Source organism: Acidisphaera sp. L21 (assembly GCF_009765685.1).
Classification (GTDB): Bacteria; Pseudomonadota; Alphaproteobacteria; order Acetobacterales; family Acetobacteraceae; genus LMUY01.
Window position 1 is genome coordinate 13,854 of the sequence record NZ_LMUY01000152.1, and the last position, 23,360, is coordinate 37,213.

At 61.9% G+C, this 23,360-nt stretch carries 15 protein-coding genes and 1 pseudogene; 10 read left to right on the forward strand and 6 right to left on the reverse strand.

All coding sequences use genetic code 11. The features are described from left to right. Nucleotides 1–175: 175 nt before the first annotated feature. Complete coding sequence (locus GSQ76_RS29565; protein WP_158747675.1) at nt 176–661, forward strand: tetratricopeptide repeat protein; 486 nt, start codon at nt 176–178, stop codon at nt 659–661. On the opposite strand, the gene GSQ76_RS29570 is transcribed toward GSQ76_RS29565, so the two are convergent. Beyond that, nucleotides 646–1,875, reverse strand: coding sequence for a DNA polymerase ligase N-terminal domain-containing protein (locus GSQ76_RS29570; protein ID WP_158747676.1), 1,230 nt, complete (start codon nt 1,873–1,875; stop codon nt 646–648). The two genes, GSQ76_RS29565 and GSQ76_RS29570, sit on opposite strands and share 16 nt — an antisense overlap. A 375-nt stretch (nt 1,876–2,250) precedes the next feature. Between GSQ76_RS29570 and GSQ76_RS29575 the strand changes: the two genes are divergently transcribed. After that, nucleotides 2,251–2,490: a hypothetical protein gene (locus GSQ76_RS29575; RefSeq protein ID WP_158747677.1), complete on the forward strand. Its 240-nt coding sequence runs from the start codon at nt 2,251–2,253 to the stop codon at nt 2,488–2,490. Beyond that, entirely contained in the window at nt 2,490–5,762 is a 3,273-nt protein-coding gene (locus GSQ76_RS29580) for an error-prone DNA polymerase (protein WP_158747678.1), read from the forward strand. Before GSQ76_RS29575 ends, GSQ76_RS29580 begins: the two co-directional genes overlap by 1 nt. Before the next feature lie 447 nt (nt 5,763–6,209). Here the strand turns inward: GSQ76_RS29580 and GSQ76_RS29585 are convergent, their stop codons facing one another. Then, on the reverse strand, nt 6,210–6,593 hold the full coding sequence (locus tag GSQ76_RS29585; RefSeq protein WP_158747679.1) for a hypothetical protein: 384 nt from the start codon (nt 6,591–6,593) through the stop codon (nt 6,210–6,212). Between the two features lie 567 nt (nt 6,594–7,160). On the opposite strand from GSQ76_RS29585, the gene GSQ76_RS29590 reads away from it, so the two are divergent. From GSQ76_RS29590 to GSQ76_RS29600, 3 genes are all read left to right on the forward strand, one after another. Further along, nucleotides 7,161–9,161, forward strand: coding sequence for a metallophosphoesterase (locus tag GSQ76_RS29590; RefSeq protein ID WP_158747680.1), 2,001 nt, complete (start codon nt 7,161–7,163; stop codon nt 9,159–9,161). Nucleotides 9,162–9,461: 300 nt separating this feature from the next. Continuing rightward, nucleotides 9,462–10,076: a type IV toxin-antitoxin system AbiEi family antitoxin domain-containing protein gene (locus GSQ76_RS29595; RefSeq protein WP_158747681.1), complete on the forward strand. Its 615-nt coding sequence runs from the start codon at nt 9,462–9,464 to the stop codon at nt 10,074–10,076. Continuing rightward, entirely contained in the window at nt 10,073–11,107 is a 1,035-nt protein-coding gene (locus GSQ76_RS29600) for a nucleotidyl transferase AbiEii/AbiGii toxin family protein (protein ID WP_158747682.1), read from the forward strand. The genes GSQ76_RS29595 and GSQ76_RS29600 overlap by 4 nt, the downstream gene beginning before the upstream one ends. Before the next feature lie 914 nt (nt 11,108–12,021). Here the strand turns inward: GSQ76_RS29600 and GSQ76_RS29610 are convergent. Next, on the reverse strand, nt 12,022–14,139 hold the full coding sequence (locus GSQ76_RS29610; RefSeq protein ID WP_158747683.1) for an AAA family ATPase: 2,118 nt from the start codon (nt 14,137–14,139) through the stop codon (nt 12,022–12,024). Nucleotides 14,140–14,771: 632 nt separating this feature from the next. Next, the gene (locus tag GSQ76_RS29615) at nt 14,772–15,551 is read right to left on the reverse strand and encodes a DNA N-6-adenine-methyltransferase (protein ID WP_256367037.1); all 780 of its coding nucleotides are present in this window, start codon (nt 15,549–15,551) and stop codon (nt 14,772–14,774) included. A gap of 539 nt (nt 15,552–16,090) precedes the next feature. Between GSQ76_RS29615 and GSQ76_RS29620 the strand changes: the two genes are divergently transcribed. The 4 genes and pseudogenes from GSQ76_RS29620 to GSQ76_RS32245 all read left to right on the forward strand — a co-directional run. After that, nucleotides 16,091–17,410 (forward strand): DNA cytosine methyltransferase, encoded by a 1,320-nt coding sequence (locus GSQ76_RS29620; protein ID WP_158747685.1) that lies wholly within the window; start codon nt 16,091–16,093, stop codon nt 17,408–17,410. A gap of 425 nt (nt 17,411–17,835) precedes the next feature. Further along, nucleotides 17,836–18,756, forward strand: coding sequence for a hypothetical protein (locus GSQ76_RS29625; protein ID WP_158747686.1), 921 nt, complete (start codon nt 17,836–17,838; stop codon nt 18,754–18,756). 1,067 nt (nt 18,757–19,823) lie between these two features. Further along, nucleotides 19,824–20,171, forward strand: a complete 348-nt coding sequence (locus GSQ76_RS32240; RefSeq protein WP_254070708.1) for a hypothetical protein — start codon at nt 19,824–19,826, stop codon at nt 20,169–20,171. 68 nt (nt 20,172–20,239) lie between these two features. Further along, nucleotides 20,240–20,404 (forward strand): annotated as a pseudogene (locus GSQ76_RS32245) (inorganic phosphate transporter); the annotation flags it as partial. 221 nt (nt 20,405–20,625) lie between these two features. Here the strand turns inward: GSQ76_RS32245 and GSQ76_RS29640 are convergent. Both GSQ76_RS29640 and GSQ76_RS29650 read right to left on the reverse strand, forming a co-directional pair. Continuing rightward, nucleotides 20,626–21,447: an alpha/beta fold hydrolase gene (locus GSQ76_RS29640; RefSeq protein ID WP_158747687.1), complete on the reverse strand. Its 822-nt coding sequence runs from the start codon at nt 21,445–21,447 to the stop codon at nt 20,626–20,628. Nucleotides 21,448–22,036: 589 nt separating this feature from the next. Then, complete coding sequence (locus GSQ76_RS29650) at nt 22,037–23,131, reverse strand: molybdopterin-dependent oxidoreductase (RefSeq protein ID WP_158747689.1); 1,095 nt, start codon at nt 23,129–23,131, stop codon at nt 22,037–22,039. Nucleotides 23,132–23,360: the final 229 nt, after the last annotated feature.

Genomic DNA, 23,360 nt, shown 5'->3' on the forward strand with positions numbered 1-23,360 from the left:
TATCTGCTTGCTCATGACGGCGGCACTTTTAGTCTGACACAGACTGTGTGTCCAGCGCATTCTTCGTTGTTAGCTGGCATATCTAGAAATCATCAAATGATAGGTCAGGTTTGACTATCCCCTGGTCGCTTGCATCGGACGGCGCGACCTTCTTCGTGTCGTGGTGGAGGTTGCAATGGGCGTTGTCATCCAAGGAGCAGAGTGGGGATCAAGGCTGGAGCTAGGCGCCGAAGGCCTGCGCCAGCGAGGACCGGCTGATCCATTTGTCGAGGCCATGAACCGGACCACCGATGAGGCCGACCGCCTGGCCATCGCAACCCGGGCGCTCAGGCGTGATCCGGACTGCATAGAGGCCAACCTCGTCGTGGCGGCCGCATGCCAGGATGAGGAACTACGTCTGGCGTATCTGAATATTGCCGTTGAGGCCGGAGCAGCGCTTTGGGGTTTCGTAGAGGATAAGTGCAACTTGGCAGCTGTCCACGGCGCGCGCCCCTGGTTCCAGGCGATTAAGGCTCTGGGAGACGCGTTGGCTGAGGCAGGAGACCATAGTTCGGCTGCTGATTGTTTTGACAGGTTGTTGAAGCTTGATCCGGGCGATCGCCTCGACGCCCGGACAGCACAAGAGTGCCTTCGGGATACGCGGAGTCATCCCAAGTGGTAATGCCGGATGGGTTTGGAGGGCACTATCTGTAAGAGGGCTGATGCTCCATACCGTCCTGGACGCGGAGCTGACTGGCTCAAGGTAAAATGCAACGGACGCGAGGCATTCGTCCGCATCGCGTCAGCTTCCCCAGGGTGATGATCGCTATAGCGCAGCATCCCCTTCCAAATAGGCAGACCGTGGAGGACTCGCTTGCGATCAAGCAGGGTGCACGCTTTCAGGTCCCAGCCATCCACGTGGACAAGGTCGAAAGCGTAGAAATCAAGCTTGTCATCATGTCCGGCTTTCAGTGCGGCCTGCAGACCTGGAAAGCTGGAGACGCGGTCTTCACGCAACGATACGAGTTCGCCGTCCATCAGGAGGGATTGGACCGGAAGGTTGGCAATGGCCTCGGTAACAGATGGCATCCGTGCCGACCAATCGCGACCGTTCCGTGTTAGAAGCCGGACCAAGGCGCCATCTTTGACTACGAGAAGACGATAGCCATCAAACTTGATCTCACTGACCCATCCTGCACCCGTCGGTGCTGTTTCGGCTATCATGCAAAGCTGGGGTTCTTGAACCGCTTGCAGGCTGGAGAGTACAGCGCCCGATGCAGGAGGCACCTTGGCGACAGCAGCTCGTTGGCGCCCTTGCTTCTGGTTTGTGGGAAGCGGGATGTCCCGCTCCAGGGACAGGGCGTCAACGCCATCCCAGGCGAACTCATCATGCCCCTTAATGAGAAACCAGCCTTCTTGTTTTCTGGCATCACGGCGCACGCGTGCAAGCGTGAATCGGCCGTGCAGGCGCTGCCCTCGCAGTTCGAAGCGCAGGCTCCCCCGCTTCATCCCCTTTTCCGGGTCTTCAAGCGCCTTCCACGTGCCGCTGTCCCATGTCTCCACCGTTCCGGCACCATACTGCCCATCTGGAATCCTGCCCTGGAAAGATGCGTAGTCGAGCGGATGGTCCTCAACGTGCACAGCAATCCTGCGGTCTGCTGGATCAAGCGACGGCCCCTCGCGGACTGCCCAGCTCCAGAGCACCCCACCATGCTCAAGGCGGAAATCGTAGTGCAAGCCAGCGCGGTGAGCTTGATGCTTCTGTATGACAAACATCGGCTCCGTGGAGAGCTTAGTATCTGCCTCGCGGCGAGGCGCAGGCTCAGATGTAAGGCTGAAGCCACGCTCTGCTTTGTAGGCAGCAATCCTACTGCCCGTCACCGCCCGCTCGGCCATCACAGCAGCCTTGAAATGGGTGAAGATCGACCACTGGGCGCAGCCTGGCGATGGGCATCACAATGTCTCATCTTTCGGGACACCACCTGTTGCCTGGCTACCGCAACGTGGGAAGGCCGATTCTGATTCCCCTCAACGACTTAGCTTCTGCAGCGCGCTTCCAACATCAGACTAGGGGCTGACCAACATGAAATCGTGTGGTTAACAGCCGAGGCTTGCTGCCCTCGCGACTGTAGGTCGGCGAACTACCACAATCACAATCATAGGATTGAGCGTCAGCGCTGCTATTCCAGGAACGAGATCGCCCGAAAAAGGCCCTTGCTGCCGGGCCACGCCTGTGTTCTCTCTTCGTTCCGGTAGTTGGAGGGGGCTGACGTGAGCGACGACAAGAAGGCAGCTCTGCGCCAGGCTACAACGGCTGAGATACGTGACACGCTGTCGTTTGCGCTGCGCTTCGACGGCCGCAAGCGTGTACATCACGCAGACGAGGCGATGGCACACATCACCGCTGAGCGGCTCATTGCCCATCTCGAGCGATCTGGCTTTGTGCTGATGAAGCGGCCTGGCCGCGGCGCACCGACAACCAGTGGGCATCGGCATCCGAATTCCGACTGATGCCGGACTATGTGGAACTGCAGGTAACTTCAAACTACTCGTTTTTGAGGGGCGCCAGCCGTGTTGAGGAGCTATTGCTCCAGGCGAAGGCTTTGGGAATGGATACCCTCGCTATCGCCGACCGTAACACATTGGCTGGCATAGCAAGGGCGCACGCCAGGTCTATCGAAGCTGGCATCCAGCTTGTAATTGGCTGCCGTCTCGACCTTGTCGACGGACTTCCACTCTTGGCCTACCCGGTGGATCGCGCTGGATGGGGTCGCTTATGCCGCCTGCTGACGCTGGGGAAAGCGCGAGGCGGCAAAGAAGGGTTTGAAATCCGCTGGGCTGACCTGGTCGAGCACGGTCAGGGCTTGCTCCTCATCCTGTTGCCTGAAGCGGCCGATGAACGGCTGCGCACGGAGCTCACCCGCCTCCGCCAGGACTTCGGCGGCAGGTGCTACCTTTCGTTGTGCTTGCGGCGCAGACCAGGAGACGCCGTCCGCATCCGGCAGCTCGCCGAGATGGCCCAGTCGGCGCGCGTGCTGACGGCAGTGACCGGCGACGTGCTTTACCACGCTCCCAGCCGACGGATCCTCCAGGACATAGTGACCTGCATTCGTGAAGGTTGCACCATCGATGAGGCTGGATACCGTCTTGAGCGCTTTGCCGATCGTCACCTCAAAACTCCCGTTGAGATGGGCCGTCTCTTCCGGGACTACCCGGAAGCGGTAGCACGGTCAGCCGAAATTGCCACGCGCTGTCAATTCAAACTTACTGATTTGACGTACCAGTATCCGGATGAACTGGAACACGATGATGAAGGTCCTCAGCAAGGGCTTGAACGCCTGGTGCGTGAGGCGGCTCCCATGCGGTATCCTGATGGCCTGCCGCCTGACGTCCAGAAACAGCTTGACCACGAACTTCGGCTAATTGCCCAGCTTGAATACGCACCCTACTTCCTGACGGTAAACTCAATAGTTTGCTACGCCAGATCCAAGGGCATTTTGTGCCAGGGGCGTGGCTCTGCTGCGAACTCGGCTGTGTGCTACCTTCTCGGCATCACATCCATAGACCCGGTCCGCTCCGGTTTGTTGTTCGAGCGCTTTGTATCGGCAGAACGCCACGAGCCCCCGGACATCGATGTCGACTTTGAGTCTGAACGGCGCGAAGAGGTCATCCAGTGGGTCTATAGCCGCTATGGACGCGACAGGGCTGCCTTATGTGCGACAGTCATGAGTTTCCGCGCACGCGGTGCCATCCGTGATGTCGGCAAGGTCATGGGACTGACCGAGGATGTCACAGGCATGCTGGCACAGCAGCTTTGGGGCTGGTCGGACGAAGGCGTCCTGGCCAAACACGCGGAAGAGCTGAGTCTCAACTTGGCGGACAGACGCCTGCGCTTGTCCATCACCCTGGCGCGCGAACTCATCGGGTTTCCCCGCCAGCTTGGAACCCATCCTGGCGGCTTTGTGCTGACTAGAGACAGGCTCGACGAGCTCGTGCCCCTGGAACCGGCCGCTATGGTCGACCGCCAAGTCATCGAGTGGGACAAGGATGACATCGACGCCCTCAAATGGATGAAGGTCGACGTGCTCGGTCTCGGCATGCTGGGATGCATGCGCCGCAGCTTCGAACTCCTCGAGGATCACCGCGGTCAGGCGCTGGACATCGCCACCATTCCGGCGGAGGACCCGAAGACATATGCGATGATTCGCCAGGCCGACACGCTGGGCACGTTCCAGATCGAGAGCCGGGCCCAGATGTCCATGCTGCCCCGGCTGAAGCCCACAACGTTTTATGACCTCGTAGTGCAGGTTGCCATTGTCCGACCCGGTCCCATCCAGGGCGATATGGTGCACCCCTACCTGAGGCGCCGGGAGAAGTTGGAGCCGGTGCACTACCCAAAGCCCGCCCTGGAGCGCGTGCTTGGCAAGACGCTAGGCGTGCCGCTCTTCCAGGAGCAGGCGATGCAGGTGGCTATCCAGTGCGCGGGGTTCACGCCGGGCGAGGCAGACCAGCTGCGCCGCTCAATGGCAACATTCAAGTTCACGGGTGGCGTCAGCCACTTCCGCGACAAGCTCATCGGCGGCATGGTCGAAAACGGCTATGAAGCGGAGTTTGCTGAGCGTACCTTCCGGCAGCTGGAGGGTTTCGGCAGCTACGGCTTTCCGGAGAGCCACGCCGCTTCCTTCGCCCTGATTGCTTATGCATCCGCTTGGATGAAGTGCCATCACCCGGATATATTTTGCGCCAGCCTGCTCAACAGCCAGCCCATGGGCTTCTATGCCCCGGCGCAGGTCGTCCGGGATGCACGGGAGCACAGAGTTCTAGTCCGCCCGATCTGCGTCAACGCCAGCCGTTGGGACTGCACTCTCGAGCGCCGCGGCGACGGCGGGCCTGGATTTGCGGTGCGGCTGGGGTTCCGCCTGGTAAAGGGCCTGAAAGACGTTGATGCAGCGCAACTTGTGACGCATCGGGGCGAACAGCCCTACACAAGCATCGAGGAGCTTTGGCGCCGCGCCGGGATACCGACAGCCATGCTCGAGCGGCTTGCTGAAGCGGATGCATTCGAACACCTCGGTCTTGATCGCCGACAGGCTCTGTGGGCAGTGCGTGGGCTAGCCGAGACGACGTTGCCACTGTTTGCGGCTGCAGATGGAGTTGGCCAGCCCCAACCCGAGTTGGTCGAGCCACCTATTCGTCTGCGGCCCATGAAGGCAGGCGGTGAAGTCGTCGAGGACTACCGCAGCACCGGGCTGACATTACGGAAGCATCCCGTGTCATTCCTGCGCGGCACGCTGCGTGCCAGGCGGATGGTGGCCTGCAGTGACCTGCAATCGATGCGCGACGGCAGGAAGGTCATTGTCCCAGGGATTGTCTTGGTCCGCCAGAAACCTGGCAGCGCCAAGGGCGTCATGTTCATCACGATCGAGGACGAGACGGGAGTCGCGAACCTCGTGCTGTGGGCAGACCGCTTTGAGAAGCAGCGTCGTCTCGTATTGTCGGCCGATATGATAGCCTGCCATGGGAAGGTGCAGAGGGAGGGGGAGGTCATCCATGTCGTGACCGACCATCTGGAAGACCTGTCCGATCTGCTCAGAACTGTTGGAAACAGGGACGAGCCATTCCCAATCACGCACGGCCGGGGAGATGGCGCGACCCATCCTGCCGCGCGGGATCCACGGGATGGTCCAGGGGCCGGTCCTGGCGGGCGGCCTATACGCGATATCTATGTTCCGGACCTGCGTCTCGGATCGGGTATAAAGGTGCCAACGCGAGACTTCAGATAGCACTTGGTCCTAGGACGCCCGCTGGAACGTGGCTCTTTGCTCAGTCAGACGGCCTGCCTGGCGCCAGACCAGTGAAGAACGGCTTCCGCACGCCAGACCAGAGTGTTTCCAGCTAAAACGGCGCCCAGGTTCGGAGTGTTTGCATGCAAGGAATGTCACCGCATCTTCCGTTTGCAGCATCCAATCCAGACTTATGGATAGCATGGACTTGCTCATCTGATTTAGTTCCGACCGTCTAGCCACGCCAGCACCCGATGGAGTGCGCGCTCAACCTTGAGAACTTTACCTCCTGACAACATCACCAGTGTGGCGCCGTCGGCCTCCCTGAGCACGCTGACCGATCCTGCCGCCACCGCATGCATGCAGCCGTCTTGATCCCGGAGCAGCAGGAAACGCCCGACCCTTTGGCCTTCCTCGAGGCAGTCAGAGGGGCCGCGTGGCTCCATGTCAGACCCGGACATCGCTGAACCCCCACATGCTGAGTGCATAGGCCAAGTGCTCGGCCAGCTCAGGGCTCAGCCCTTCAACGTCGGCCTCGGCCAGTCCGTAGGCGTTGCCGGATCGGGTCGCGACCAGACGGGCGGGCAGATCCACAATGGTCAATGCGGACGTGATCCAGCTGTTCTGCAAGCCGCGCCGCCATCCAAGCGCGTGCAGCTCAACCCCGTTGAAGGAGACATTGCGGATTGCAATCAAGGTCCAGCGTTCCAGCATATCCCGTGCCTTGACTGAAACAGGCGCCTGCAATGCGGCCACCTCGGCATCTGTCGCCACCCCCACCTCAACGGGACGGCCACAGTGGCTTGCGTGGAGCAGGGCGGCTCTGCTCATGACCGAGCTCCACGACGCCGCAGCACTGCTGGGTCTGAACGGTTCAGGAATGCTGGTGTCATCGAGTCCGGGCAAGCGGCCGCGGAAGAAGTCATAGACTGGATATCGGAAGCAGCCAGGTAGGACATGACAGGCCCCTTGAGTCCGGCGTTGAACGCCAACAACCACACAGCTCCCCGGGCTGGGGGAGCGTCTACGTCAATGCGCGGTGGTTATCTCGAAAGGCATGCAGGCCGCATAACTCATCGCGGAACAGGAGTCGACTCAGATTTCTCTCCACGGCTGAGGTTCGCGTTTTCGTTACGCAATGCAAAATGACTCGACAGGCCCCGGCTGCTTTGGCTAGAGCTCAGGTATCATGAACGCCACCATAGCCCTGACGAACTGAGCAGCCCACTGGCTCCCTGCCGGTCAGCACCTCTTCGAGCGGGTTTTCGTCATGACAGCGTCTTCAAGAATTAGTCGGCACAACCTCAGAGCGGCGAGCATCATCCCTCAATGCGGGGCAGCATTGATATGCGCGTGGTCCAGCCTGTGTTTGCCGCATATCAATCTCGAGGAACGCCTATGTCCCGCAACCAGAAGAGCCATGCCTCCACGACGCTCAGCATGCTTCCGCCAGGTCCACCTGATCCGGGCCTCCTCGTTGCACTTGCCATGCTGGCCCGCAGTCTCGAGGCGGCCAAACTCGACACGGTGCTAATTTCCCAGCCCAGTACACTTTCCGTCGTCAAGGTGCCAACGCCAGAGTGGGCAGACCCAACCTGCCGGGCATGGGGCAAATTGCTGCACAACGGGCGGCGCCATGCGGACCCTGTGCATGGCGAGGTTTTTGAGGCCGATGCCTGGATTGCAGTCGTTTGTTCGCTGGCCAGCGGTACCCGCAGGCCAGATGACCCACATGAGGTTACCCGGCTGCGGCAGTGTTTGTGGAACGGCCTCACTGTCGCAGGGTTTGCCGCGGATCCTGCAACCTCCCTGCCACCCTTCGTCATCCGCCGGGCTCGTCACAGTATCAGCCTGATCGGCCCGACGGCGGCAGACATCCGCTTTGTGGTCCGGCATATGACCGGAGGGTTTCCGGCAGCAAGCATCACCGACACAGAGGCGTCGCTTATCTCGCCAGCGATGCTCAAGTTGGCACGCAAGCCCCACCAGACGCCTGACGATTACATCTCTTTCCTGCTCAAGCTATGCAGGTTGCCGACGCCGGGCCTGGTCGCATCGGAGCCGCAAACCCAGCGGCCGGATGCCGGATCAATGGCTGCCACAGGGGCAGTTAAGTTCTCTGACGGCCCGGGAAACATCGATCGCAGAGATATGCTAGCCGTGAAGACTTTGCACCCGGTAGATGACAATGCGGCTGCAGGTCGGCGATCTGGCCGTGCCGATGAGGCGCGCTCAGGGTTGATTGCATACGGCGACCCGCACGGCGATTTCAGACCTCTCTTGCAAGCGTGCCGGGAAGCGAGGCCCGAGGCGGTGGTGTTGCTAGGCGATTGTAACCTCGACCGTCCCCTGCGGCAGGAGTTGCAACCGCTGTTCGAGGACGGCGTCCAGATTTGCTGGATTCCGGGGAACCACGATATTGACCAAGCCGTCTACTTCGACCGTCTCTGGGGCGACTACCCAGGCGGCAACCTGCACGGCCGTGCCGCAAACCTGGGGGGAGTGCGGGTGGCGGGTCTTGGGGGAACCTTCAGGGAAGAGGTCTGGCTGCCCCGGCCTGGCGACGGAACACCGCGGCATCCCACCCGGAGCGGCTTTGTCCGCCAGCTTCACCCAGCGCAGCGATGGCGCGGAGGGCTCCCCCTAAACCTCAGGGATGCTGTGTTCCCACAGGACGTGGCCGCCATGAATGCATTTGATGTCGAAATCCTGTTTACCCACCAGGCCCCGTCCAGCCATCGCCGCGGCTTCTACGGAATCGATATGGCCGCGCTGGCATGCCGCGCCAAGCTGGTCGTCCATGGACACCATCACCAGTCCTACCGTGGCCTTCTCTCCGGTGGGGTCCAGGTGCTGGGATTAGGCAAGCGCGAAGTCTTCAGACTGGTCAAACCACGGGTGCTGGAATCGGCGTTGAGCCAGGCCTCACTGGAGCTGCAAGCCGGGTGGCGCCGCAACAAGCCTGGCCCCGAACGATCCGCCACAAAGACCTCCGCTGCAGTCAGGCCTTCCGTTTGCGATGAAGGATTGGACGGCTCCCGACAAGCAAAACTTCCTCGGCTTGGTGAACGCGCAGACACAACGGGAGCCGACGCCGATCCAGATGCCATAGCAATGAAGTGCCATCGGAACACGCGGTACCACAGGCTCCTTTGCAAGAGGCCCCAACTTAGGCCGCCTCATCACAGAGCATCCAGGCATCCCGACGTAATCGGAAAGTTTTCTTTGGGGCGTGGGATGAAGAAGTTGCGGCAGCCTGCTGCAGAAGAAATCCAGGCCGATCACCGATTTCCTTGTGGCATGCTCCAGCAGCATCGCACGCGAGTTTTGGTAGCCTGGAGCGGGTCATTCCCCTATCTATGTCAGCATGACAGCGCGAAGGTCTCTGCCTGGGTATAGCGTCTGGGCAACCCGGCATGTAGCTCGTGGACGGGTGCCGGATGCTGCGCTGTACCCGGGCGCGACCACCAGGTCCGGGCAATGGCCAACTAGGCCATTGCTGCTGATGTCATCTCCCAGAAACTTAAAGGTCGCCAGCCAAAAGTTAACCGGTCCGTTTGCTGAACCTATGAGGCCTGGCGGCCACCGCTCGGGATGGTTCGCAAGTCATCCCGCCAAACCGACTTTTCCCGATGACCTAAACCTACTCCCAGGGACTCGACTCGGGAGGAGAACGAGGTTACGGTCCCGGAGGGCTGCATGACGCAGCTCGAGCGGCTTTTGGAGTTACTGTCGGACGAAGGGATTTGGCGGATGACCAGTCTGAGTGAAGCAGGTGTATCGACGCGCACTGTCAGGCACGCTGTGCTGGCGGGAGTTGTTGAACGTGTGTCCCGGGGCGTCTACCGACGATCCGGCGCACAGCATGTGGCTGGCATCCACCTCGCGGAAGCCTTGGTCAGGGTCCCTCAGGGTGTAATCTGCCTGCACAGCGCGGCGGCCGAGCACGGTCTGGGCGATGAAACCTCAACCCGCACCTGGGTCGCCATTCCTCATGCGGCTACCCCTTCAGTGGTGGAGTGGCCGCCAATCCGTTATGTCCGCTGGCGAGGAACGCTGCCTTTTGAGGTTGGGGTCGACACTACCACAATCTCTGGGGTCGAGGTGCGGATGACAAATCCGGCCCGCACCGTGATTGATATGATGCGGATGTCGGCCACGGTGGGCGAAGATCGGGCAATGGAGTGCCTGCGGGACTACTATGGGTCCGGGCGTGCCATGGGCGACCTCCTGGCAATTTCGGAAGCATTGGGCTTGCGCAAGAAGCTGGCACCGATGCTCCGTATGACTGCAGTTGTGGCGAGGGCGTCATGAACGGGCAAGCGCAAGGCATCCTGAACCGGCTGCGGGCTGTGGCCAAAGAGCGCGGTGTCACGACGGACCATGCGCTCGCGCGGTGGACGGCGGAGCGGTTCCTGGCCAGGCTTTCAGCCTCGGAGCATGCCAGTCGGCTCGTCCTGAAAGGCGCCTACGTCTTCACACTCTGGCATGGTGACCTCATGCGGAGCACGCTGGATGTCGATCTGCACGGCTACGAAACCGACATGGTAAGGATCTGCGACATCCTGCTCGCCGTCGCTGCTGCGTCCAGGGATGATGATGGCTTGTACTTCGTTGTAGCTGAGGCGCGGTTCAAACCCTTGGTTGGCAGCAGGCTAGCCGGGCTGCGCCTTCTCTTGCCTGCCAGGCTGGGCAGCGCCCACATCACCCTGAAAATCGACCTGGGCTTTGGACATGCCATCACGCCCGGACCTGATGTGCTCTGGTATCCCTCGCTGCTGCCGGGATTTCCATCCTTCCGTATCCATGCCTATCCAAGGGAGACCGTTGTTGCCGAGAAGCTGGCCGTCATGGCCGAATTCGGCCGGGATAACACCCGCGTGCGCGATTACTATGACCTTTGGGTCCTGTCCCGCAGGTATAGCTTCCACGGACACGTTCTCCTCGACGCCATCCATCAGACATTCGCTGGCCGCGATGCGCACCGCTTCGTCCAGCGCCGGGATGGCTACTGGGAGGCTGCCTTCTCGGAAGACTTCGTCACTCCCAAACTCGAGCGGTCTTGGCGTAACTGGGTTGATGACCATGCGCCCACTGCACGGCCTCCAGAGCTGTCCCAGGTCGTTGCCGCGGTTGCGTCGTTTGGCGTGCCGCTGCTGAATGCTGTCCGGGAGGGAGAAGCGCTTGCGAAACGATGGGCTCCGACCACCGGATGGCGCTCCAGTTACGGGAAAATGCTCCCGCATCGGCCACCTGAATACGCTGTCCGGCCATCAACTCCTTACCTGGCTGTTGTTGATGGTGGCCATCCAGGCACCGAGGAGAGGTTTCCCTTGAGCAGGTGAGTCAATCACCTTCCATTTGGCAGGGCGGCCGCAAGACCGCTCTGCCGGTAGGTGCCGGGCTCAGCGTCCGGCAACGCCCGGCAATATGCACATTCGATGCTGTGGCTGGATGACAGCGCAGCTTTCGAACTGATGTCATGCAAGCCCAGGTGGTTAATACTGTCCGGTCGCGCTGCTAAGTTCCTGGCCTGCCTCCATCCCTGTCATCAAACAAGACTCGCTTCATGAGGAGCCGCTCTTACCAGACGCCATGCGTTGCCTTGCTCGGTCCGTAATGCGACTCACGCCAGGGTCAAAGCGGGACACTCTATAAGCCAAACTTTCGCAGATGCTGCTGCACTGCCTCTTGGATGGCCCTCCTGATCCGCCAGAGGCCGCGTGCGTCCTCCAGCGCCCTATGCCGGGTTCGGAGGGCTCCGCCCTCGGATTCCGTGCGTGGACGACGATATCCTGCGCCAGGCGTTCGAGGCTGCGCTCGGCAGCTTCGCGGCCGGGCGCACTCAATGGAGGCAGCAAGCTGGCCAGGTCACGGCAGGCCCACCGATAGAGCATGTGGACATCGGTGAGGGGGACTCTTGCTCGCATGCCGCCTGCGCCAAACAGCCTATCCAACCAGTAGGAGTCGAAGCTCGGGCATCGGAGCATGCAAGGACTGTCAGCGGGCAGAGCACTTGGGCTGCCCGCCGGGCAACATCTTCGGCGGCTCTGCCCTGGCTCATCAAGGTTTCCAGGGTAATCCCATGAACCGCTCACTTCGAGGGCTCCAGCCCGGATTACCGCGCGCTTGGTCCAGCCATTGAGGCGCAGGCCGGATCAGGTGGCTTTCACCGCTGCCGTCCTCCAATATCCAACCAATTTCGATGGGAAAGCCTCCGGCAACAATGAGCTGGCTTCGAAGTCGATGATGACGACGCTCATTCTTGCCCGCCTTCTGCCGCCGATGCGGGATGCGCCTCGGCAATCGCTGCGGCCTCCTTGCCGTCCAAGGCCCGGCGCTGGACCAATGCCGATGCCAGCGCCTGCAAGGCACTCATCCGTTTCGCCAAGAGCTCAAGCGCATCGTGGTAGGCCTTGTCCAGCATGCGGCGTACACGGACTGCCAGGCTTGAGTCAGCTGCCAGGATATCGGGCAGCGTCTGGGCATCGGCCAGGCCGATCCACAGCAAGCCAGCCTCACTGTCGAAACCGTAGGCGCTGCAGCCGGAGACAGCGAGCAGCGTCGCCTGGGCCAGATCACTCGCCGCCGGGCCTCCGCTACCCGAAAAAGGCGCACGGAATGACAGCTCTTCTGCCGCCCGCCCCGCCAAGATGCACACGAGCCGCCGATGCAATGTGTCTGCTGACAACCATGGCCCCGCAGGCGTGCCCAGGACAACTCCGCCGCTGCCGCGTGCCGTGGAGCGTAAGGACACGGCATCCAAGGTCCCAGGCATCAACTGCAGGGTGGCCACTACGTGGCCTGACTCGTGGATTGCCGCGATCCAGGTTTCAGCGTCGGTCATGCCCGCGCCACCGAGAACTGCCTCGAGGTCCTCCAACTGCAGTTGGCGTCCGGCTTGCCGGGCAATCTGCCGCGCCGAGCGTACGTACATCTCGCAATCCGCTCCCGAAGACCCAGCCGCCATCAGCGCCAATCCGCTCAAGGACACCTCGCCAAGGTCTGCCCCCAGATGCTCACGCAGGATGCGCTCGAGGCCTGCGGTATCTGGCAGGCCTACACGGATGTGGCGCCCAAGCCTGCCAGCCCGCGTCAGTGCCGCATCTAGTTTGTGGGGATGGTTGCAGCAGCCAAGTATGACGACACCCTCCAGACCTGACACACCGTCAATCTCACTCAGAAGCTGGTTGACGATCTGAATTTCCCAGCTTGCCCACTCATGGCGCAATGTTGCCCTGTCGGAGAAGGAGTCGATTTCATCGATGAAGAGGATGGCGGGAGCTTGATCCTTGGCGTCCGCAAACGATCGGCGCATGGCTTTGAACAGGTCGCCTTGATGCGTGCCGCCGGTGCTGTGCCACAAACCATATCCACCGATAATCAGGGGCACTCCGCACGTTGCCGCCAATGCTCGGGCAAAAAGAGTTTTCCCGCAGCCGGGCGGCCCGGACACGAGACATCCACTGTCCACGGCCGCCCAGGCAATCTCGCCCTTCCTGTAAGCTTCCAGGTCACGCGCCAGGCCCATGCCCCACTCCACCAGTTCGTCCATGCCGTGCAAGCGGTCCAGTGTCGGGGTGGATCGCGGACTGTCAGGAGTGCCGATCGCGGCATCGGGCAGCACAAGGAGCGGGGCCAGCATTGAACGCAGCCTGCCAATATAGTCATCCGCCATTTGGTCTGGGCGGCGGCAGAGACGCAGGATGCGCGGAGTAGCCGCGGCCGCCTCTGCATCTGTCAGGATCGACGCGGGTCTGTGGCCTGCCAGCATGTAAGCTGCCTCGGCAATGTCGGCAGCTGTGAGGGGACCGAAGTCAAGCCGATGATCGGCGAAGTCGACCAAATCCCTGGGTAGCCACGAAGCGTCTGGGCTGAACCCCACGACCGAAAGCCCAGTCCACATCGCGTCTGCAACGGCGTTGTCGCCATCTTCGCGGCGCCCACGATGTTGGCCGCCGTTTTCAGAGCGGACGAATGCGATCCACGGTCCGCGCCAAAACGCACCTCCCAAATCTCCCTCTCCCCCCTCAACTCCATTGTAGAGGAAGTCGCTCCACGCCTTGCGCGCCAACTCGGCCCACTCAACAGACGGCAGGCGGACCAGGACCATTGACCCAGGCGAGCCAATTGGCGGATGGACACCATCGAGTGATGCCAACATGCGCCGCATCATGCATCGGGCGACGAGCGAGGCCGGGTCCAGCAGTGTCTCCGAGGGCAGGCGCTCGGGAACTCCGTTAGGAATCATTTTGTTTGGCTCAGGCATGCTGCTAGCGACGGCCTTGTGCTTGGCGGGGCGCGGCATAATGATGACCTTGGTGCAAATGGCAGGACAGGAGCAAAGCTTCAGTGCCCGGCTGCTATCCCCGCGCATGCTACTCCCGTCCTAGGACCATCGCCCTTATGACGCCCCCGGTGCGGTGTGGCCTGCCGTTCCTTTTTGCCGCTGCAACAACTCTCCCCAATGCATGGCGGCAGCTTGGGATGAGCAAATTGCGGATGGTCTGCTGCAGTGCCGAGCGGGGTGCTCACGACGTGCGCCCAACTCAGCTTCAACACCCAGAAGGTGAAGAATGCATCGGAGCGCTGCAAATACTCGCGCAGAATGGAAACAAGTTGCGACAAGGTTGGCTCCCGCGAATGTCCGCTCGTCGCTCGCTGTGGAGCGACAGACATGGCGCAGGAACGGGCCTAACCCAGTGGGCAAACTCCGTCCCGCGCCGATCCGGATATCCCGGGTCGGGCAAGGCAGGCCGCAGTGCGGAGTTGTTGCTGGCTCATCACAAAATCCACATAACCGAGAGCCTGCTGCAATTCAAGCCCGAATTGACCGTGCGACAAAATCCGGGAGGGCCACATGCCGACCACTTGAGAGCGTGACTGACGCTTGGCACCTGTAGGCGCATAAGGCGTTGGAACGCCCGATGAGGCGGTGCTCCCGACCCCGCATCACTCCAGAGTTTGTCGAAGCAATCCCGTCGTCCAAGATTGCCGGGCGAGATGGCCTCAATCCGCCGCAAGCCTCCATTCATCTGCGGCCGCCGCGGTGTATGCGGCTGGCACGTGCCACGCGTCCGCAAATGCCTGGCTCATCCGCGCTCGGTGCACAGGCGTTGCTCCCCACAGTATCAGCGCACTGGCAAACGGGGCTGGATTCTGCCCGCTGCCAAACGACAACCTTCCTTTCAGGAGCCACGCATCTGCTTGCCCGGCGATCGACGCGTGCCACCACTGTGTATCAGACCGTACCGGAACCAAGCCTACAACCAGGCTGGCGCGGCCCGAGGCGACCTCGAATGCGGCCTTGGCCGTCCATTGACCGATGCTGCGGCCATAGGGAGGATTCATATAGACCCGGCCAGGCCAGGGATGCACCAAGCCATCATCGTCAGCATCATAGTGGACCCGTGCCCGGACCTTGCTGCGCCCCCGGACCGCGGCGCAAGGATCCAGGTCGAAGCCGCCGCCAATCACAGTGTAGAGCTTCGCGAGGATTTCGGGGGGTGACGCCCAATCAACGACACCGGATGATATCGCAGCCATGGAGAAGAAGCTTGCCGCCTGTCCGGCGGGCACCAGTGTCAGACCGGCACCAAGACCATCAGCGAGCCGTTCCAGGATGGCCAGGTGTCCCGGCCGATTGGCCTCGATGTCGGCAATGGCGGCTTGACTGACGCTACTCAGAATGGCGAGTTCCCGACGGCTCTGGCGCATTCTCTTTCGTAGGATATGCAGCCTCGCACCGAGACTGTCGCCGGGTGGCAATGAGCGCCCGGCGAGTTCCATGCCGCAGCACGCAGCCAGCCGCAGGTAGATGCCAGCATGGCCTTGGCCGAGTTCGGCAGCCCACACGCTGCGGGGATTGCACCCGGCGCGGGCTGCTAGCTGGACCTGGGTCAGCGCCAGGGCTTTCCGGGCAACGCGCAATAAGCGGCCCAGCCTCGATTCAGAGTGTTTGACTGGAATTCGCGGGTCCGTTTCAGAGCGTTCGGCCCATGGATTCAGAGGCCCGCCGAGTCGTCCAAATCACGTTTTCCTTTACCCTCGTCGACCGGGAGCCGGGCACTGTCATTTCACGTAGCGTGCAGGTCACACGTGCACGACAACGTTGCCCTGGGGCATTGCCCCGGCTCGGCGCTCCCACTCAATCTGCCCGGAGAAGTCGGGGCAAGGAAAACGGATGCCGCTATGCTGCTTGCTCCCTTGAAGGATGTCGAATGGAGCGTGGCCCCGTGATCCACGCGGGCTGAAGTGCTCCTCCACAACCCGATAGCCAGCCATTGCTCAACGGCGGCGTCCGCGCACCGAGGGGCGGCGGCTGGCGCTTGACTTACCGGTTTGCTGAATTCTTTGCGGGCGGCGGACTGGCTCGCCTGGGCTTCGGGCCAGGGTGGGATTGTGCCTTCGCGAACGATATCGAGCAATGGAAGGCCGAGGTATACCAACGCAATTTCGGCAGCGACGGCTTGCTGGTGGGAGACATATGCCTTGTCCGCAGCGGGCAGGTGCCACCAACGGATGTGTGGTGGTCGAGCTTTCCTTGCCAAGACCACTCCACAGCCGGAGAGCGCGAGGGCTTCAGCGGTGCCAGGGGAAGCCTGGTCTTTCAGGTAACCCGCCTGCTGCACGCCGCCAGCAACTGCGGCGACGCACCACCAATCGTCGTCTTCGAGAATGTGCTGGCGTTCGCATCAGCGGGGAAAGGCCGGGACCTGGTGGCGCTTGTGACCAGCTTGGTCTCTGCAGGATACCGTGCCGGAGCGTTGGTGCTGGACGCCTTGAGTTTCGTGCCCCAATCCCGGCCGCGGCTGCTGATTGTCGCCATCCGCAAAGACCTGCCCGTGGCGCGGTCGTTGGAGGCACCGAGGCCCATCGCACGCCTGCACCCGCCCTCGGTCGTGCGTGCCGCCGGTATGCTGCGGTCCCGGGAAGCGGCGGCCTGGATCTGGTGGCGTCTGCCTGCGCCTCCTGCATGTTTGACAAGGTTGGCAGATGTCGTCGAGCCTGTGGGCAGCCACAACCTGCGCTGGCGGTCAGCCGACAATGTCAGTTCACTCATCGCAACTGTCAGTCCAGCCGACGCCCGGCGGCTGCAAGCAATCAGGTGCAGCGGCGCCGAAACATACGGTACGGTTGTCCTTCGCCCAGCAGCTGGTGGCCAGGGCCGCTCGCTGGCCTTCCGCCTCGACGGCGTGGCGGGCTGCCTGATGGGCAAAGCCGACCTGCGCTACCAGCAGCTGTGCCGGGTCATGGGAGATGATGTCGCTATCCGTCCATTTACCAAGCTTGAACTCGCGCGGATGATGGGCCTGCCATCAGACTACCAGCTGCCCAGCAGCGTGGCGCGTACCGCCAGGTTGACAGGTGACGGCGTAGCGGTGCCGGTGGTTCGGTGGCTGGCATCCCGGTTGCTGGAGCCGCTTCTGTATACAGCATTGATCCATACCAGGACATCGGTGCCCGCGGCCCCGGTGCGCAGCCTTCCGCAAAGGCATCGAAAGGCGGCGTTGGCGCAGGCCGATGGATCCAGCCGTCTCAAAGCCGTCACGCGCGGGACGACCCTCTACCTGCTTCCCTCCGAGATGGAGCGCCTGCAGTCGGTGGCCTATGCGCAGCACCTTTCAGTCCACGAGTTCCTGCTGTAATGCCTTGATCGGGGACTGGCTGAGCGTGGGCTGCAGCCCATTGAAAGAGCAAGGACCAAAACGCGCCAAAAGCAACCCGCGGCCAAGACGGGCGGCAGCAAAGCACCCGCGGCCCCCCGGCTTTTGGTCGAGAGGAAGGCCCCAGGAGGGAGCAAGAGCAGCCCAAATCCAGAGCTTCTATGAACCGTACGCGGTCCTCCCTACATCTACGGCTGCGTAGCCACGCCGTCCTCCGGCTCCATACTCCTGTTGATTGCCCGTCCAGTGGGGACTTGCCCCGTCCCGTACTCGTCAACCCTGCAGGCCGTGTGTTGAGGGCACTGAGCGTTGGTATTCACCGTCCACGAGGCCTTCTGCCTTTTGATAAGTTATTGCGCGGCGGGTTGGTGCTGCGCATTATCCCGCGACACCATCAAGGTTCTTCCATGACCCGCCGCCCGACCGGCCCCGTCGAGACTCTTCCAAACCCCCACGCCGAGCGGCTTGCACCGCATGAGCTTCAGGAGCTGGTATCCAGCTACTACGGCACCAAGACCCTTTGGCTCGACAAAGAGCTTGCGGCCAGTCTGCTGGCTTTGAACACTGGCAACCGTCCCTTGAACCGCCGCAAGATCGACCGTTTGGTGGCTCAGATGCAGTCCGGCCAGTTCGAGAATACTGGCGAGCCCATCATTCTAAGTGCCGAAGGCGTGCTCAATGACGGCCAGCACCGACTTCAAGCCATCATTGAGGCCGACGCGACGTTGGACCTTGATGTCCGGTTCGGCATTGCGCGCAAGGTTTTCAGCAAGACAAACACGGGGGCCAGCCGTACCAGCAGCGATGTTCTGGCTATTAGGGGTGTGGCAGGTGGGTCATCTATCGCACCAGCAGTCCGCTTACTCATCCTCTACCGACGCGGCTTGCCTGACTCAATCCGGGAGTTCGTCAGCAATTCCGAGGTCGACGAGAGTTATCAGCGCTGGTCAGGCTTTGAAGCCGTTGGCAAACAGGTCGCCGGGCTCGGGTTCCCCCGTGGCGTCCGTTCGACCCCATTGCTAACCACCGCGTATATGGCCTCACGGACATCGGGCAAGGAAAAGCTACAAGATTGGCTGGAGACGCTTGCCAGCGGCGTGGGCAGCGGCAAGAGCGACCCTGCATACATCCTCCGGGAGCGTCTGATACGGGGCGTCGACGCTGCAATCGGCACCCGTGAATCTATGGTCGAGCGCTTTGCCTTCATGATCCTGTCATGGAACGCCTACAGCGCCGGAGTAGGCCTGACAGCAAAGGATCTCCGGTGGACGAACGTTGGAAAGCAGGCGGCTGCGTTCCCAAAAGTCGAGGGTGTCCGGCTCGCCTAGCCCAGTATTCAGACCCACATGACCATTTCCCCTGCGTTGCAGGCAGCGAGTTGGCCAAGCCGAGGATGGTAGCTGAGGTAAGGGCGGCAGGCGGCATAAGCGGGGGACATCTGCCGTTTCTCGTGACCGTATGCGGTCCTTCCTACATCTACGGCCGCGTAGCCCACCGTGCCTGCCTGGAATCCATAGGCGACACACAAACCGGCCGCACTGTGGGCATGGGCGCGGAACCGGGCTGACCTCAGGAGTGCGTTCGCCGCATAGGATCGCGCTCTGTTATGTTCACGGGACCGTGTGCCAGGATCATCGCCGCCTATGACCTGGACCTGCAACTCCGAGGGGTTTCGAGCTTTCAGTAGAAATGACAATCAGTCCTGACGCAGGTGCCCGGGTCTCGACCTCGGTAGAAGACGATCCATCCGTGAACAAGATCCGGGCTTCAGAGGGCTCGTCGAGCGCCGCAGCGGACGGAAAACCCAAGCCGAAGTCGCGCCCGACGGACGATCGGCAGAACACAGAAGCGTCGCAAGGCGGCGCCACTGATGGCGGCCCGGATACCGGAGCAACCAATAGCTAGGTCGCTTGCAAAGCAATCCAATTTGCCAACTGCTTACACGGCAACCAGTGCTGCAAGTACGCCAGGCGACTCACACGAGGCGTTCTGGGCTGGGTTATAGCCAACACGCCGGGCGTCGTCGTGCAAGTCAATGATAGCGGCACTCAGCCCGCCCAGGCGGCGCTCCCGCCGCTAATGAGAGCGTTTTTAGGTAAAAACCCGCGGTGAATCAGAGCGAATCTACCAAATCGTGGCGGTGTGCATTTAGATTACCTTGCCTAAGTGAGTTTGGCTGGCGAATGTGACTTTGGTTGTGTCGTCTCAAGCTGGACGACGTTGCCTTCAAGGCCGCCTTCGAGGCGCAACGCCTGCGTGACGAGGCGGCAGGTGTGGAATTGACCATCGAAGGTTCTGCGGCGAGGTTGGCGTCAGCGAACCGCCGATATGGACCGATCACGCCGATTTCACCAACCCGTTCGAGTTCGCACGCTTCATGCGGGATGCCGAAGGGATGGAATTCGACATCATGCTGGAAGGCAAGTCCAAGGATATTTCCCTGCTGAAGCTGCGACCGGACCTGCTCCGATGCGCGCCGGACATTGCAGCCAGGTTCGGGGTGTATCCCGAAGAGGCGGCGGCGTTGAAGGCGGAGGAAGGTGCGCTGGAGATGGACCACAGCCCGGCCAATGATCCCGATGTCGACGTCCCGTCCGGCGACGGCGGTGCTGCCGAGCGGGCGCGCAAGTCCCAATTTCTGGACGATGTCTACTCCGTGCTGAGCGAGATGAAGCACGTGCCGAGTCCTCCGTTGCCGACGGCACCTCCAAAGCGACCGCCGCCCGTTTGCGCAAAGAAATAGGGCCGCCCGTGCAATACGCACCGATCTGGGTGCGGGTCCTCAGCGCGCTCTGCCTCGGCGCGGGAACGATGGTTGGCTACAAGCGGGTGGTGCGAACCCTCGGGGAGCGCTTGGGCAAGGCGCACATGACCCCCGGCCAAGGCGCCAGTGCCGAACTGATAGGGTCGGCCCTCATCGGGACGGCGGGCCTCACGGGATTGCCCGTAAGCACCACGCACATCATCACGTCCGGCGTTGCGGGCACCATGATCGCAGGCGGACAGGGCGTGCAGACCGGAATGCTGGTGCGCATAGGGCTGCGTGGGTTTTCACGCTTCCCGTCACCATGCTGGTGGCAGGCGGCATGTTTTACCTGCTCGCCAACCCGAACCTTTGAGTATCCTCCCCAGGTCGGATGCTCGAACCAGGGGACGGCGGCTTTGGGACCGACATCCCAAGGCCGCCGGGACATGGATTATCCTGCGATGAACCGGAGCAGGTCGTGGTTCAGGCGGCCGGGAGCCGTTGCGTGCAGCCCGTGCGGCTCGCCCTCGTATTCGATGAACGTGGCGTGCGGGATGCCGCGAGCGGCGGCGCGACCACTGGTCCCGGTGGGAACCGTGGCGTCGTCACCCCCATGGACGATTAGCGTCGGCATTGTAAAGGAAGCCAGATCGGGCCGGAAATCCGTCCGGGAAAAGGCGTCGACGCAGTCCAGGGTCGCTTTCGGGCTGGCCATCACGGCGAGCTGGAACGTCCACTCCAAAAGGGCTGAACTGACGGGGCGGCTCACCAAGCCAACACCGTAGAACTGCTTGCCGAAAGTTTGTAGGAAGGCGAACCGATCCTCTCGGATCTGCGCCTTCATCGTCTCGAAGATGGCAGGGTCGACGCCGTCCGGATTCGTGTCGTCCCGCAAGACATAGGGAACCACGGACGACACCAGGACCGCCTTGGCGACACGGGAGGCACCATAGCGCGTCAGGTAGCGGGCGACTTCGCCGCCGCCCATGGAAAAGCCAACAAGGGTGACCCCGGTGACGTCGAGCTTGGTCAACACGGCATCCAGGTCGGCGGCGAAGGTATCGTATTCGTAGGGACCGACCGGGTGGCCGGACTGTCCAAAGCCGCGGCGGTCATATGTGATGACGCGATGCCCGGCTTCGAGCAGCGCCAGTGTCTGGTATTCAAACATGTCCCCTGTCAGCGGCCAGCCGTGGATGAGGACAACGGGCTTTCCAGTCCCTGCATCCTTCACATGGATGTGGACACTATCGGCGGTGGAGATATGCGGCATTGGAGTTCTCCTTCTGATGCCGCCTCAACCCGGGGCGGCCCGCCGGGTTGCTTGCCCGTTATCGGCCAGATGGTTGCGACCGACCCGCCGTCCACCCGCAGGTTGGCGCCAATGACAGAACGAAGGCGTACCCCAATCCTTGGGCCACGAAGGCCACACTCGGGATCCCGAGCGTCTTGTTGGAAATTGCATCTCTTTCGAACAAGCGGGACGAGGCCTTGATGCGGCGGGAAGCGCATCGCAGAGTCGTGGCGCAGGCAGTACGCGATGCGGTCGACGACTTCTTCCCCAGTCAAAGTCGAGGCTTCGAGCCGCACGCCTGACCGCCTTCGAGGCGGGTGTACCCCACTCGTGCAGTCAGCCAAGCTGATTACGTGCAGTCGGATCTAGGTCTTATAAGAGTGTCGTAGGAGGAAAAATTCGGGGAACTCGCAGCCCGCCGAGGATAGGTAACGCTTTCATCCCGAGGGGCAGGCCAGTCAAAACGGTCGCGCCAGCCTAGTCCGGCGCCGGGCAGAACAACGGCAAGCCGGAACGCGCTGAGGCACGAGGGGCAAGATGACCGCGACCATGAGCCGACCCGACCCGGTCAACTGACGGAAACGCGCACCCTATGCCAGGCTGCGCTAAGGTATCCCTTGAAGTTCCAGGTGTCGTCCGGCAGCGAAGGCTGGGTTTGCCCGGCGGAGTCCCATGCCCGCGCGATTAGCTCGTGTTTTCCCACCGCCAAGTCGATCTCAGCCGACCAAAATGTCCAACTCCACGGTGCTTGGACATCGTGATCCAGGACTGCCTGAACCCACGTCCGACCGCCGTCGGACGACACGTCGACCCGCGCGACCTCCCGCGCCGTTGCGACGGCGTAGCCCCGTATGATGGATGGCCCCGCTCTCAGCTTGGCATGTAGTGCGGGTTCGCAGATGGCCGCGTTCAAGGGCATTTCGTAAATCGTCATGCCCTTGTCCCAATCCACCGTCTCCGCTGTCACGTCGGGCGGCAGCAGTTTGTAGTCCCGCTGCTGCATGTGGTTATCGGATGGGCGATCCTGCACGGTAACGGTGCTCAGCCACTTCGGGCTGCGCACCCCCGCAAAGCCTGGAACGACGACACGGAGGGGGAAGCCATGCTCCGGCGCGAGCGGCTCCCCATTCACGGCGTAGGCCAGCAGCACCTCCGGCGACAACGCCTTGACCACGGGAATGGAGGCGCCGTAGGTGAACCGGCCCTCGTCCGGCATGTCCACTTCGTCGCAGGCCTCGAAGGCCACATGCAGCGAGGGATCGTTGGTCACTCCGGCGGCCCGAAGGACCTCCGCAAGAGCCACGCCGGTCCACGCGGCGTTGCCAATTGCCCCCGGTGCCCACGGGTCGCCCGACGTCGGCCGAACTGACTGCATGTCGGCCCGGCGGTTCCCGGCGCATTGCATGACGGCCGTCACGGTGGTTTCGGAGAATTTTCCCCGAAGATCCGCCATCGATAGGTCCAAGGGCGTTGAAACTCGGCCTACGACGCGGAGCCTGTGGTTGGCGGCGTCCAGGTGCGGGACGTTGCCATGGTTGCGGACGTAGAGGTCGCGCTGCGCCGTCCGCATCGATGCACGCAGCCTGCCAAGGGGCGGCTCGGCGTTGTATGGCCCTGACGAGCGGACGATCAGATGGTCGTTTGGCGGGCCGGTATTCAACATGGTCGTTCCCTTGGCAAATGCAGCCAGTGAGGTAGGTAACGCTGAAAAGCGTGAAACTTTGCCGAAGGCTGGCATCAGATCCCGCTGATTTCGTATTTTCGGCCTTTTGCGACGCCCACGCAGCGTATCAGCGCAAAGCCGACGCCACCGTCATCCAAGTTGCCTTACCATGATCGAGGGCACCGTTCAGCGAGGCAACTGAACGTTATCGCCGCCGGAGCGCCACAAG